Below are 13,829 nucleotides of genomic sequence, written 5' to 3'. Positions count from 1 at the left end.
AACCGGAAAAAAGAACGGCGCATCCGGCGCCGAGGTACGGTATTCTCGCGCGCGGCGTCGGCATGCGCGGGCGCCGCCGGCCGCAGGCACGGGGCCGGACGAAGCGAGGGAGACGCGTCCGCGGCGCGGATGCGCGTGTCATCGGGAACGAGCGTGAGCGACCGCGAGACCGAATCCGAGCCCGCGCGTGAGGACGGCGAGACGCCGTCCCGTTCGACCCCGGTCATCGTCGGGGTCGGGGCCTCGGCGAGCGCCGTCGAGTCGATCGACGCTTTCCTCGGCCATATTGGCGACGGCGAGGCGATCGCCACCATCCTGATCGTGCAGCATCGGGACGCGCTCGAGGAGGAGCGCATCCTCCGCCATCTGCGCCGGATGCCGCAGGTGACGGTGGCGCCCATCCTCGACGGCAAGCCGGTCGAGGCCGGGCATGTCTACGTCGCGGGCGTGGGCATGATCCTGGTGGTGCGCGACGGCCATTTCCGGGTCACCCCGACCGGGGCGGATTCGGCCGAGAGCGGCACCATCGACAGCTTCCTGGTCTCGCTCGCCGAGGATCAGGGCGAGCGCGCGGTGGCGGTGGTCCTCGACGGCACCGGCAGCGACGGGACGCTCGGCGCCACCGCCGTGAAGGAGCGCGGCGGCCTGACGCTCGCCGCCCAGCGGGAGGATCACCACGACGCGGGCAGCGCCGCGAGCAGCGCCGCGGCGGCGATCGTGGACTTCGTGATGCCGCCCGAGCAGATGGCCGAGCACATCGCGACCTATGCCCGCCATCTCACCCGGATCCAGCAGACCCGCAGCTTCTACGAGATCCGCCAGGCGGTCTCCAAGCACCTCACCCGCATCGCCGCGGTCCTGCGCAACAAGACCGGCCACGATTTCCACGGCTACAAGCAGAACACCTTCCTGCGCCGCGTCCAGCGCCGGATGCAGGTCGTGCAGACCGACGACATCGAGGCGTATGTCGACCACCTGCGCGCCGACGCGGGCGAGGTCCAGCACCTGTTCAACGACCTGCTGATCGGCGTGACGCAGTTCTTCCGGGATGCCGGCGAGTTCGAGTTCCTCGAGAAGGAGGTCATCCCGAAGCTGTTCGCCGGCAAGGGCGCGGGCGATCAGGTGCGGGTCTGGGTGCTCGGCTGCGCCACCGGCGAGGAGGCCTACTCGCTCGGCATCCTGCTGCGCGAGAACATGGGCCGCCTCGACATCGTGCCGCAGGTGCAGATCTTCGCCACCGACATCGACGGGCGGGCGCTCGCGGCGGCGCGGGTCGGGCGCTACACGGAATCCATCGTGAGCACGATGAGCCCGGAACGGCTCGCGCGCTGGTTCGTGAAGGAAGGCAACACCTACTGCATCGTCAAGGAATTACGGGAGATGTGCATCTTCTCCCAGCACAGCGTCATCAAGGACGCGCCCTTCTCGCGGCTCGACCTCGTCTCCTGCCGCAACCTGCTGATCTACCTGAACAACGACCTGCAGAACCGCGTCATCCCGCTGTTCCACTTCGCCCTGCGCCCGAACGGCTACCTGTTCCTCGGCAATTCCGAGAACGTGACGCGGCACGCCAAGATCTTCGCGCCCGTCGACCGGCGCTACCGCATCTTCCGCCGCCTCGACAGCGTCACCCGGGTCCTGCCCGACTTCCCCCTGGCGACGCCCTCCGACCCGCGCGGCGCCGAGACCGAGAAGGGCGCGCGGACGCGCGAGATCGTCGGCACCATGACGCGGCGGGCCGAGCGCATCGCCGAGCGCTACGCGCCGGCCTACGTCATCACGGACGCGGCCTATGAGGTGCTGCACTTCTCCGGCCGCACCGGCCAGTACCTCGCGCCCTCGCCCGGCGCCGCGAGCCTGAACCTCCTCAACCTCGCCCACCGGGACCTGCGCCTCGACCTGCGGGCCGCCCTGCACAAGGCCGAGGTCGAGGGCAAGCCGGTCAAGACCGAGCGCATCCAGATGGGCATCAACGGCCACCGCCGCCTGCTCACCCTCGTCGTCGAGCCGCTGCGGGCGAGTCCGGAGGATACGACCAACTTCGTGGTGATCTTCCAGGAGGGGGAGCTGCTCGAGGGCGACGAGGCTACGGACGCCTCGCCGAGCTTCGCGCGCGACGAGCACGTGCAGCGGCTCGAGGCGGAGCTGCGCCTCACCCGCGAGCGCCTGCAGGCGACCATCGAGGAATTGGAGAGCACCAACGAGGAGCTGAAATCCTCGAACGAGGAGTACCAGTCGGTCAACGAGGAGTTGCAATCGGCCAACGAGGAGCTGGAGACCTCCAAGGAGGAGCTGCAATCGACGAACGAGGAATTGCAGACCGTCAACAGCGAGCTTGGCCACCGCGTCAACGAGCTCGACCGGGCCAACAGCGACCTCAAGAACCTGCTCGAGAGCACCCAGATCGCCACGGTGTTCCTCGACAACAATTTCTGCGTGAAGAGCTTCACGCCCTCCGTGGTCGAGATCTTCCACCTGATCGAGAGCGACCTCGGCCGGCCGATCATCCACATCGCGCCGCTCATCGTCTACAGGGAGCTGCAGGAGGACATCCGGCGGGTGCTGCGGACCCTCGGCACGATCGAGCGGGAGGTGGAGAACCCGGGCACGGGCGCGCGCTACCTCGTGCGCGTGCTGCCTTATCGCAACATCGACAACTTCATCGCGGGCGTCGTCCTGACCTTCCTCGACATCACCGCCACCGCGCGGGCGGAGCGGGCCCTGCGAGAGACCGAGGAGCGCTTCCACCACATGGAGCGGGCGGTGCCGGCCTTCCTCATGACCCTCCTGCCCGACCTCGAATGCGACTACGCCAACCCGCGCTTCTACGAGTATACGGGGCTGGAGGCGGGGCGCGCGCTCGGCCAGGGCTGGCTGGCGGCGATCCACCCGGACGAGCGCGAGGCCTACCAGGCGGCCTGGAACCGGGCGCGCGAGACCGGAGAGCCCATCGTGCAAGAGGGCCGCATCCGCGACCGGCGGGGCCGCTTCCGCTGGTTCACGACGCGCGCGGAGGCGATGCGCGACGCCGACGGCGCGATCGAGAAATGGTTCATCTCCTGCACGGACACGCACGAGCGGCGCCGCGCCGAGGACCGCCAGCGCCTGCTGCTGGCCGAGCTGCAGCACCGGGTGAAGAACATCCTGGCGGTGGTGCGCTCGGTGGCCAACCGCACCTCCGACAGCGCCACCTCGCTGGAGGAGTTCCTGGCCCATTTCGACGGCCGCCTCGGGGCGCTCGCCCGCACCCAGAACATCCTCACGCGCACGGCCGATTCGAGCATCGACCTCGCCGAGCTGATCGGCGACGAGGTGATCAGCTACTCGGGCCGCGACGGCGTGCAGGTCACGCTCACCGGCCCCGGCGTCAGGCTGCGCCAGAAGGCGGCCGAGACCCTCGGGCTCGCGCTGCACGAGCTGGCGACGAACGCCGTCAAGTACGGGGCGTTGACGGGGCCGGACGGGCACGTGGCGATCACGTGGCGCTCCTTCGGGGAGGACGGCGACGAGCGCCTGATCCTCGAATGGCGCGAGAGCGGCGTGCGGCTCGTCAACACCGATCCGAGCCGCCGCGGCTTCGGGCGCGAGCTGATCGAGGAGGGCCTCACCTACGAGCTCGGCGCGACGACGGCGCTGGAATTCCTGCCCGGCGGCGTGCGTTGCGTGATCGAGATCCCGCTCGGCGGGCGCCAGGCCGCGAGCCCGCTGATCGAGATCGATCCGGGCCGTGCCGATGACGGTCAAGGTGGATGATGGTGGACACGTCCGAATCAGCTGCGCTGCGGGACCGGGCTGTCCTGGTGGTGGAGGATCAGTACTTCCTCGCCGGCGACATCGCGCGCGCGCTCGCGACGGCTGGTGCGCGCGTGGTGGGCCCGGTGCCCGACCTCGCGCGCGGCCTCGCGCTCAGCCGCGAGCAGGGCCTCGACGCCGCCGTCCTCGACATCAACCTCCAGGGCGAGGACGTCTACAGCCTCGCGGAGGAACTCCTGCGCAAGGACGTGCCCGTCGTCTTCACCACGGGGGTCGACCGCACCGTCCTGCCGGCCGCCTTCGAGAGCGTGCCGCGGCTCGAGAAGCCGATCCAGCTCGCCGATCTCATCCGAACCCTGTCCGACCTTCTCCGTGACGCGAGGCCCGTCGTTCCGTGATAGCGGCTTGGGACATGACCAGCGCGCCGGCCGATCCCCTGGTCCGGCGCCTCACCGCCTTCGGCACTCTCGGGCCGGGGGAGATCGATCTCCTGCGCGAGGCAATCCAGCGTCCCGCCTCCGTCGGGCCGCGCGCCGACCTCTCGTCCCAGAACGGGAAGGGGGCCAAGGCCCGGCTGCTCGTGGCCGGCTGGGCCGCCAGGCAGCGCGTGCTCTCCGATGGACGGCGCCAGATCGTCGGCTTCGTCCTGCCCGGCGATTTCGTGAGCTTCAGCCTGCACCGCGCTCCGCTCCGCTACGCGAACACCGTGACGCTGACGCAGGCCGTCCTGGCCGAGGCCGACATGCTCCTCGAAGCCTGCACCGCGCAGAGCTACGCGTCGCCGCTCGCGGCGACGATGCGGGCGATCGCGGCCGTCGAGGAAGCGCTCCTCGCCCACCACGTCACGCGGCTCGGGCGGCAGACGGCCTACGAGCGCCTGAGCCACCTCTTCCTCGAGCTGCGCGAGCGGCTCGCGCTGGCAGGGATCGAGCCGGGCGACACCTTCACCCTGCCGATGACCCAGGAAGTGCTGGCCGACGCTCTCGGCCTCAGCGTGGTCCATACCAACCGGACGCTGCAGCAGCTGCGCCGCGACGGCCTCATCCGCATGAGCGGCGTGAAGGTGACCCTGGTGGATGCCGCCGCCCTCGCCGCCCTGTCGGACTACGTGCCGCTCACGCGGCTCGTCGCCAGGACCTGAGCGGTCGGCCGGGCGCTCAGGCGAAGCGCCCGCCGCGCTGGATCACCTCGATTCTGTAGCCGTCCGGATCGGTCGCGAAGAAGAAGGTGGCGAGGGCCTCGTCGCCGTGCTTCAGCGTTCTCACCGGCGTGGCGGGCAGCCCCTCGCGGACGAAGCGCGCCTGCTCGGCCTCCGCGTCGTCGACCGTCACCGCGATGTGGCCGTAGCCGTCGCCGAGATCGTAGGGCTCGGTGCGACCCTTGTTGACGGTGAGTTCCAGCTCGAAGGGCGAGGCGGGATCGCGCAGGTAAATCAGGGTGAAATCGGGAAAGTCGAAGCGGTCGGCGACCGCGAGGCCGAAGGCGCGGGCGTAGTAGTCGCGCGCGCGAGTCTCGTCGAGGACGCGGATCATCGCGTGGACGGGTTTCGACATGGGCGGGTCCTCCTTCGTGATGCGGGCCCCCGCTAACTGGCGGAGACGCACGGCAAGGCGAGCCCATCCTCTCAACCGGACGTCAACCGGATCCCGGCATGGATGGGCTCCCGGTTGCCGAGCCCGACGCCCCATGCCCCTCCGACGCGCCCTTCAGCCCGCCTCCGAGCCGGTCTGGCCCGGCGATGCGGCCCTTCGGGCGGCCGTGGCCGCCTGGCAGGACGGGCTCGCGCGCGAGCGCCGGATGGCCGCCAACACGGTCGAGGCCTACGGGCGGGACCTGCGCCAGTTCCTCGTCCATCTCGACGGGCGGGGCCGGCCGCCAGCCATCGCCGACCTCGTGGCCATGAAGCCCCGCGACGTGCGCGGCTTCATGGCGGCGCGCCGGGCGGACGGCGCCTGCGGCCGCTCCCTGATGCGGGCGCTCGCGGGCGTGCGCTCCTTCGCCAGGCACCTCGAGCGCGAGGGCCACGGCACCGTGGCGGCACTCGGGGCCGTGCGCTCCCCCAAGGTCGAGCGGCGCCTGCCGCGCCCGCTGCCGGTGAGCGCCGCCAAGGCCATCACGACGGCCGACCTCCGGGCCGGCGAGGACCGGGAGCCCTGGATCCTGGCGCGCGACGCGGCGGTCCTGGCACTCCTCTACGGGGCGGGCCTGCGCATCGCCGAGGCCCTGTCGCTGAGCCGGAGGGACGCGCCGGTGCCCGGCATCGATACCGTCCGGGTCACCGGCAAGGGCGACAAGGAGCGGATGGTGCCGGTGCTGCCGGTGGTGGCGCGGGCCGTGGCCGATTATCTCGCCGCCTGCCCGCACGCGCTGCCGCCCGAGGGGCCGCTCTTCGTCGGCGCGCGGGGCGGGCCGCTCTCGCCGCGCATCATCCAGTACGCCGTCGCCTCCCTGCGCGGCGCGCTGGGCCTGCCCGCCAGCGCGACGCCGCACGCCTTGCGGCACTCCTTCGCCACGCATCTGCTCGCCCGCCAGGGTGAATTGCGCGCGATCCAGGAACTCCTCGGTCATGCCTCCCTGTCGACGACCCAGCTCTACACGCAGATCGACGCGGTCCGGCTGATGAGCGCCTTCGATGCTGCCCATCCGCGTGCGGGACGACGGCCCTCGACTTGAACAGAAGCCGCTTCTCCTTCAAGGCGCGCGGGACGATCTCGGTCTTGCTTGCGGAGCGCTCGAAACTTACTCAACACAGATTGCGGATATGTCGAGAATTTCAAGTTAAGGTAGTGAACACCTTTGTTGCGCTACGGTGTCCCGGACTCGACCGGACACCCCGCTGGAAGCCATGCCCGACCCCACCACCGAGAGACGCGCAGCGGCCCCGGGCGCCACGGCGACGAACGTGCTGATCGCCGACATGGATGCCGACCGCCGCGCCACCCTCGCGCGGATCGTGCACCGCTTCGACCCGGGCGCGCAGATCACCGAGGCCGCGACCGGAGAGGCCCTGATCGACGTGGTCCTGACGCGGCGGCCGTCGCTCGCCTTCGTGGGATTGCAACTCGAGGGTCTGAGCGGGCCGGAGGCCGTCGCGCTGGCGCGCAAGCGCGGCGGCGCCCTGCCCTGCCTCGTCCTCGTCGCCGCACGGGTCTTTCCGCAATGGCAGGAGCTCGCCCAGAGCCTGCAGGCCTACGAGGTTCTCAAGACGCCCCTCGATCCCGACCACATCGAGAGCCTGCTGCAGGCGAATGCGCGCCGCCAGAAGCCGACCTCCGTGCTGCTCGCCGCCTCGTCCGAGGCCGGCCGGAGCATGGTCGGCCGGGTCCTCACCCGCAGCGGCTTCAACCTCGCGGTGGACGAGACCGACAGCGGACGCCACGCCCTCAAGCTCCTGCGGATGGGCAGCTACGGCCTCGCCTTCATCGACACGAACCTCTCGGGGATCGACGGGCTCGAACTGGCCTGCCAGGCTCAGCCCCTCGGGCTCGGCACCCACCTCACCCTGATGACGTCGGGCGATCCGGAGCCGATCGCCCACGCGGCGCGCTATTTCGGCGTCTCCTTCGTCCTGAAGATGCCGTTCTACGCCCGCGACATCGACCTCGCGCTCCACCACGCCCTCGGCCTGCGCCGGCCCTACCTGCTCAACGCGCTGACCGCCCCGCCGGCCCCGACGACGCTGCTGCGGGTCGCCGACCTGGCGCAGGCCCGCCGCTCCGCCTGACGCGGCCGGAGCCTTCTCCGCCGAAGCGACCACCGGCTCGGCGCGAGACCATGCGTCGCAACGAGCAGATGGAGCGCGGGCCGTGATCCGGGGATCACGGACCGCGCTCTAGATATGAAGCGCCCGCTTGCCGACCGCGAGGGCGGCTTCCTTGACGGCCTCGGTGAGGGTCGGGTGGGCGTGGCAGGTGCGGGCGACGTCCTCGGCGCTCGCCCCGAACTCCATCGCCACCGCGACCTCGGCGATCAGGTTTCCGGCATCCGCGCCGACGATGTGGACGCCCAGCACCCGGTCCGTGTCGGCGTCGGCCAGGATCTTCACGAACCCGTCCGTGGTGTGGTTGACCTTGGCGCGGCCGTTGGCCGTGAAGGGGAACTTGCCGGCATTGTAGCGGATGCCGTCCTTCTTCAGCTCCTCCTCGGTCCGCCCGATCGAGGCGACCTCCGGGAAGGTGTAGACCACGTTGGGGATCACTCCGTAATTCACGTGGCCCGACTGGCCGGCCAGGATCTCGGCCACCGCGACGCCCTCGTCCTCGGCCTTGTGGGCGAGCATCGGCCCGGCGATCACGTCGCCGATGGCGTAGATGCCGGTGACGTTGGTGGCGTACTGGCTGTCCGTCTGGATGCGGCCCTTGTTGTCGACCTGGACGCCGACGGTCTCGAGGCCGAGCCCCGCCGTGTAGGGCACGCGCCCGATGGCGACGAGTACCGCGTCGGCCTGGATCTTCTCGGCCTCGCCGCCCGCGGCGGGCTCGACGGTGACGGTGGCGCCCTTCTTGCCCACCTCGACGCCCGTGACCTTCGAGGACAGCTTGAAGGTGATGCCCTGCTTGCCGAGGATCCGCTGGAACTGCTTGCCGACCTCGCCGTCCATGCCGGGCAGCACCCGGTCGAGAAACTCGACCACGATCACCTCGGAGCCGAGCCGCCGCCAGACCGAGCCGAGTTCGAGCCCGATCACGCCCGCGCCGATGACGACGAGCTTCTTCGGCACGCTGCCGAGCTCGAGCGCGCCGGTGGAGGAGACCACCACCTTCTCGTCGATGGCGACGCCCGGGAGACTCGCCACGTCCGAGCCCGTCGCGATCACGACGTTCCGCGTCTCGAGGAGCTGGTTGCCGCCGTCCTCGCCGATGACCTCGACGCGGCCCGCGCCCGCGAGCCGGCCGGTGCCGTGGTAGCTGTCGACGCCGTTCTTCTTGAGCAGGAACTCGACGCCCTTGGTGTTGCCGGCGACGCCCTCGTCCTTGAAGGCCATCATCTTCTTGAGGTCGAGCTTCGGCTCGCTCACGATCACGCCGAGGTCGCCGAAGTGCCGGCCCGCCTCCTCGAAGGCCTCGGAGGCGTGCAGCAAGGCCTTCGAGGGGATGCAGCCGACGTTGAGGCAGGTGCCGCCATGCGTCGCCCGCTTCTCCACGACCGCCGTCTTCAGTCCGAGCTGGGCCGCCCGGATGGCGCAGACATAGCCCCCGGGGCCGGTGCCGATGACGACGAGATCGTAGCTGCTCATGGTGTGCGGTCTTCCTTCTCGTCTCTTCGGGCCCGGCGGCGAGCCGCAGCGATGCAAGCGGCCGCGCGACACCGGTCGCCCGGCCTTCTGGGTCGGCTCGCGCCCCTTCGTTCACGCCGAAGGCGGCACGCGCGGGATCATGGACGCGTCGCGATACGCCGGTATTACAGGTCCAGCACGAGCCGGGCCGGGTCCTCGAGAGCCTCCTTGACCCGCACCAGGAAGGTCACGGCCTCCTTCCCGTCGACGATGCGGTGGTCGTAGGAGAGCGCGAGATACATCATCGGGCGCGCCTCGATCTTGCCGGCCCGCACCACCGGGCGCTCCTCGATGCGGTGCATGCCGAGGATGCCCGATTGCGGCGCGTTGAGGATCGGCGTCGACATCAGCGAGCCGTAGATGCCGCCGTTGGTGATCGTGAAGGTGCCGCCCTGCATCTCGTCGATCGACAGCTTGCCCTCGCGGGCCTTCTTGCCGAAGCCGGCGATCGTCTTCTCGATGCCGGCGATCGAGAGGTCGTCGGCGTCGCGCACCACCGGCACGACGAGGCCCTTGTCGGTCCCGACCGCGATGCCGATGTGGTAGTAGTTCTTGTAGACGAGATCCTGCCCGTCGATCTCGGCGTTGACCGCCGGCACGTCCATGAGCGCCCCGATCACCGCCTTGGTGAAGAAGCCCATGAAGCCGAGCTTCGTGCCGTGCTTCTTCTCGAAGATGTCCTTGTACTGGGCGCGCATCGCCATCACGGCCGACATGTCGACGTCGTTGAACGTCGTCAGCATCGCGGCGGTGTCCTGCGCGTCCTTGAGCCGGCGCGCGATGGTCTGGCGCAGCTTCGTCATGCGCACGCGCTCCTCGCGCGCGGCGTCGTCGGGCGCGGAGGGCGCGCGCGGCAGGGCCGGGCGGGCCTCCCGGGCGGGCGCCTGCGGGGCCGGTCCCTTGTCGTGCCCCCTGGCGATCGCCGCCAGCATGTCGCCCTTGGTGACGCGGCCGTCCTTGCCGCTGCCGTTGACGCCCGACGGGTCGACCCCGCTCTCGCGCGCGAGCTTGGCGACCGCCGGGCCGTTGTCCCCGGCCGGCCGCGCGCCCGCAGGCGCCGCATCCCCGTGATTGCCGTAGGCCGCGGCCGATTCCCTCGCGGGCGCCTGCTCCGCGGCCTTCCGGTCCTCGGCCGTCGGCGCGCTTTCCCTGGCGGGCGCGGCAGCCGGCTTGGCGCCGCCGGCGCCCGCCTCGACGATCGAGCCGAGCAGCGCGCCGGGCTCGACCGTCTCGCCGTCCTTCACCAGGATCTCGCCGAGCTCGCCCGCGGCCGGCGCGTTCACCTCCAGGGTGACCTTGTCGGTCTCGAGCTCGACGAGCGGCTCGTCGGCCGCCACCGTGTCGCCCGGCTTCTTGAACCAGCGGCCGATGGTGGCCTCGCTCACGGATTCGCCGAGCGTCGGGACGAGGATGTCGGTTGCCATGGGTCTTCACGCCGGGGTTGGGGCCGGCGAGCCGGCCCGGATGCGGAGGCGGCGCCGCTGTCCGGCGCCGCCAGTTCGGTGGGTCGCGGGTCTCAGACCGCGAGCGCCTCGTTGAGGAAGGCCTGGAGCTGGGCCTGGTGCTTGGACATCTGGCCCACTGCGGTCGAGGCGGAGGCCGGGCGGCCGACGTAGCGGGGACGCTTCACGGCGGAGCCGGCCTGGCCGAGCACCCATTCGAGGTAGGGCTCCACGAAGAACCACGAGCCCATGTTCTTGGGTTCCTCCTGGCACCAGACGACTTCGGCGTTGCGGAAGCGGCTCATCTCGGTGGCGAGCGCCTTGAGGGGGAACGGGTAGAGCTGCTCGACGCGCATCAGGTAGACGTCGCTGACGCCCCGCTTCTCGCGCTCCTCGAACAGGTCGTAGTAGACCTTGCCCGTGCAGAGCACGACGCGGCGCACCTTGTCGTCCTTGACGAGCTTGATCCCGCCCTCCTCGTGCTCGGCGTCGTCCCACAGGATGCGGTGGAAGGTCGAGCCCTCGGCGATCGCCTCCAGCCCCGACACCGCCCGCTTGTGGCGCAGCAGCGACTTCGGCGTCATCAGGACGAGCGGCTTGCGGAAGTCGCGCTTCAGCTGCCGGCGCAGGATGTGGAAGTAGTTGGCCGGCGTCGAGCAGTTGGCGACCTGCATGTTGTCCTCGGCGCACATCTGGAGATAGCGCTCCAGGCGTGCCGAGGAGTGCTCCGGCCCCTGGCCCTCGTAGCCGTGGGGCAGGAGCAGCACGAGGCCCGACATGCGCAGCCACTTGCGCTCTCCGCTCGAGATGAACTGGTCGACGACGACCTGCGCGCCGTTGGCGAAGTCGCCGAACTGCGCCTCCCAGAGCACCAGCGCGTTCGGCTCGGCCAGCGAGTAGCCGTACTCGAAGCCGAGCACGGCCTCCTCCGACAGCATCGAGTTGATCACCTCGAGGCTCGCCTGGCCCTCGCGGATCGAGTTCAGCGAGGTGAAGCGCTGCTCGTTCTCCTGGTCGATCACCACCGCGTGGCGCTGCGAGAAGGTGCCGCGCTCGACGTCCTGGCCGGAGAGCCGGACCCGGTGGCCCTCGAGGAGCAGCGAGCCGAAGGCCAGAGCCTCGGCGGTCGCCCAGTCGATGCCCTGGCCCGTCTCGACCGCCTTGGCGCGGTTGTCGAGGAAGCGCTGGATCGTGCGGTGCAGGTGGAAGCCGGGGGGCGCCTGGGTGATCTTCTGGCCGATCTCTCGCAGCGTCTCGGCCGGCACGCCGGTCTGCCCGCGGCGGGGATCGTCCACGTCCTCGCGCACGGCTTTGAAGCCGGACCAGCGACCGTCGAGCCAGTCGGCCTTGTTGGCCTTGTAGTTGCCGGCGACGTCGAGCTCGCTGTCGAGCATCGCCCGGAACTCGGCCTTGCGGGCGTCGAGGGCCTCCTGCGTGACGGCGCCCGACTCGACGAGCTTGCGGCCGTAGGTCTCCAGCACGGTCGGGTGCTTGCGGATGCGCTGGTACATCTTCGGCTGGGTGAAGGCCGGCTCGTCGCCCTCGTTGTGGCCGAAGCGGCGGTAGCACAGCATGTCGATGACGACGGGCTTGCCGAACTTCTGCCGGTACTCGGTGGCGACCTTGGCCGCGAAGGTCACGGCCTCCGGGTCGTCGCCGTTGCAGTGGAAGATCGGGGCTTCCACCATCTTCGCCACGTCGGACGGGTAGGGCGAGGAGCGCGAGAAGCGGGGATCGGTGGTGAAGCCGATCTGGTTGTTGATGATGAAGTGGATCGAGCCGCCGGTGCGGTGGCCCTTCAGGCCCGACAGGCCGAAGCATTCCGCGACCACGCCCTGGCCCGCGAAGGCGGCGTCGCCGTGGACGAGGAGGGGCAGCACCTTCTTGCGGTCGACGTTGGGCTTGGCAAGCTGATCCTGCTTGGCGCGCACCTTCCCCAGCACCACCGGATCGACGATCTCGAGATGCGAGGGGTTGGCGGTGAGCGAGAGGTGGACGTTGTTGCCGTCGAAGGTGCGGTCGGAGGAGGCGCCGAGATGGTACTTCACGTCGCCCGAGCCCTCGACCTCGGCCGGCGAGGCCGAGCCGCCCTTGAACTCGTTGAAGACGGCCCGGAAGGGCTTGGCCATCACGTTGGTCAGCACGTTGAGGCGGCCGCGATGAGCCATGCCGAGGACGATCTCCTCGACGCCCAGCGCGCCGCCGCGCTTGATGATCTGCTCCAGCGCCGGGACCATCGCCTCCGACCCGTCGAGGCCGAAGCGCTTGGTTCCGGTGTACTTGAGGTCGAGGAACTTCTCGAAGCCTTCCGCCTCGATCAGCTTGTTGAGGATCGCCCGGCGCCCTTCGGGCGTGAACGAGATCTCCTTGTCCTTGCCCTCGATCCGCTCCTGGATCCAGGCCTTCTCGGCGGGATCCGAGATGTGCATGAACTCGACGCCGAGCGTCTGGCAGTAGGTGCGCTCCAGGATCTTGACGATCTCGCGGATGGTCGAGAACGCGAGGCCCAGCACGTTGTCGAGGAAGATCGGGCGATCCCAGTCGGATTCCTGGAAGCCGTAATGCTGCGGATGCAACTCCTCGTGGTCGCCGCGGGGGGCGAGGCCGAGGGGATCCAGCTTGGCGTGAAGATGGCCGCGCATGCGGTAGGAGCGGATCAGCATGATCGCGCGGACCGAATCCTTGGTCGCCTGCTCGACCGAGACGCCGGTCTTGGCGACGACGGCGGCGCCGTCGACGCCCTTGTCCTTGACGTCGCCCTTGGCGCGAATCTTGTCGCCGACGGCCTTTTCCAGGGCGCCCCAATTGCCGTCGAGCGCCGAGACGATCTCGCCGTTGAGCGGGACGGGCCAGTTCGGCTTCTGCCAGGAGGCGCCGGCCGCGTTCTTCTCGACGAGGCCGCCATCCTCGCCCAGCGCCTTGAAGAAGGTCTGCCACTCGGGATCGACCGAGCTCGGGTCCCTGGCGAAGGCCGCCTGGAGTTCCTCGATATAGGCGGCGTTGCCGCCATAGAGGAACGAGGTTTCGAGGAGCGCTTCGTTCACGTCCTGACGTGCCATCGTTCGTTCATCCTGCCGCTTTGCGGGGCCTCCGCGCCGCTCGGGCCCGGCTCCCGCTCACCTGTCCGGCCGCCTCGACCGCGGCCGGCTTCGAACTGCACCAGAGCGCGGCACCCGACGCCGCGCGCCATGGTCCAGCCCATATGGGTGCGGCGCGGCTGCATCGGGTGCAGGGCTGCCGCGCGGCATTCTTCCCCGGCTCTCACCCTTTGAGGCGTTCGAGGAGGGTTGCTCCGAGGCGTGCGGGGGAGGGCGAGACGCGGATGCCGGCCGCCTCCATGGCGGCGATCTTGTCCTCGG

9 protein-coding genes and 1 pseudogene are annotated in these 13,829 nt (G+C 70.1%); 5 read left to right on the top strand and 5 right to left on the bottom strand.

The genetic code is table 11. From position 1 onward, the window contains the following. The first annotated feature begins 153 nt into the window (after nt 1–153). The 3 genes from WDW90_RS10165 to WDW90_RS10155 are packed head-to-tail and all read left to right on the top strand — an operon-like array spanning nt 154 to nt 4,894. Nucleotides 154–3,753 carry a CheR family methyltransferase gene (locus WDW90_RS10165; RefSeq protein WP_336487265.1) on the top strand — a complete coding sequence of 1,200 codons (3,600 nt, stop codon included), beginning with the start codon at nt 154–156 and terminating at the stop codon, nt 3,751–3,753. After that, the gene (locus tag WDW90_RS10160) at nt 3,750–4,151 is read left to right on the top strand and encodes a response regulator (RefSeq protein ID WP_336487264.1); all 402 of its coding nucleotides are present in this window, start codon (nt 3,750–3,752) and stop codon (nt 4,149–4,151) included. The genes WDW90_RS10165 and WDW90_RS10160 overlap by 4 nt, the downstream gene beginning before the upstream one ends. A 14-nt stretch (nt 4,152–4,165) precedes the next feature. Beyond that, entirely contained in the window at nt 4,166–4,894 is a 729-nt protein-coding gene (locus WDW90_RS10155) for a Crp/Fnr family transcriptional regulator (protein ID WP_336487263.1), read from the top strand. 16 nt (nt 4,895–4,910) lie between these two features. Here WDW90_RS10155 and WDW90_RS10150 read toward each other — a convergent pair whose 3' ends face one another. Then, nucleotides 4,911–5,306, bottom strand: coding sequence for a VOC family protein (locus WDW90_RS10150; protein ID WP_336487262.1), 396 nt, complete (start codon nt 5,304–5,306; stop codon nt 4,911–4,913). Between the two features lie 133 nt (nt 5,307–5,439). Here WDW90_RS10150 and WDW90_RS10145 point away from each other — a divergent pair, with 133 nt between their 5' ends. Then, nucleotides 5,440–6,426: a tyrosine recombinase XerC gene (locus WDW90_RS10145; protein WP_336487261.1), complete on the top strand. Its 987-nt coding sequence runs from the start codon at nt 5,440–5,442 to the stop codon at nt 6,424–6,426. 172 nt (nt 6,427–6,598) lie between these two features. Further along, the gene (locus tag WDW90_RS10140) at nt 6,599–7,477 is read left to right on the top strand and encodes a response regulator (RefSeq protein WP_336487260.1); all 879 of its coding nucleotides are present in this window, start codon (nt 6,599–6,601) and stop codon (nt 7,475–7,477) included. Between the two features lie 108 nt (nt 7,478–7,585). Here WDW90_RS10140 and lpdA read toward each other — a convergent pair whose 3' ends face one another. The 4 genes and pseudogenes from lpdA to WDW90_RS10120 all read right to left on the bottom strand — a co-directional run. Beyond that, nucleotides 7,586–8,989: a dihydrolipoyl dehydrogenase gene (lpdA, locus tag WDW90_RS10135; protein ID WP_336487259.1), complete on the bottom strand. Its 1,404-nt coding sequence runs from the start codon at nt 8,987–8,989 to the stop codon at nt 7,586–7,588. 164 nt (nt 8,990–9,153) lie between these two features. Beyond that, complete coding sequence (gene odhB, locus WDW90_RS10130; protein ID WP_336487258.1) at nt 9,154–10,452, bottom strand: 2-oxoglutarate dehydrogenase complex dihydrolipoyllysine-residue succinyltransferase; 1,299 nt, start codon at nt 10,450–10,452, stop codon at nt 9,154–9,156. A gap of 92 nt (nt 10,453–10,544) precedes the next feature. Further along, on the bottom strand, nt 10,545–13,529 hold the full coding sequence (locus WDW90_RS10125; protein ID WP_336487257.1) for a 2-oxoglutarate dehydrogenase E1 component: 2,985 nt from the start codon (nt 13,527–13,529) through the stop codon (nt 10,545–10,547). Nucleotides 13,530–13,731: 202 nt separating this feature from the next. After that, nucleotides 13,732–13,829, bottom strand: a pseudogene (locus WDW90_RS10120) (succinate--CoA ligase subunit alpha); the annotation flags it as partial.

It is taken from the genome of Methylobacterium nigriterrae (genome assembly GCF_037106235.1).
Lineage (GTDB): Bacteria > Pseudomonadota > Alphaproteobacteria > Rhizobiales > Beijerinckiaceae > Methylobacterium > Methylobacterium nigriterrae.
The sequence above is the reverse complement of the archived record's forward strand: the minus strand, read 5'-3'. Positions and strand labels throughout refer to the sequence as shown.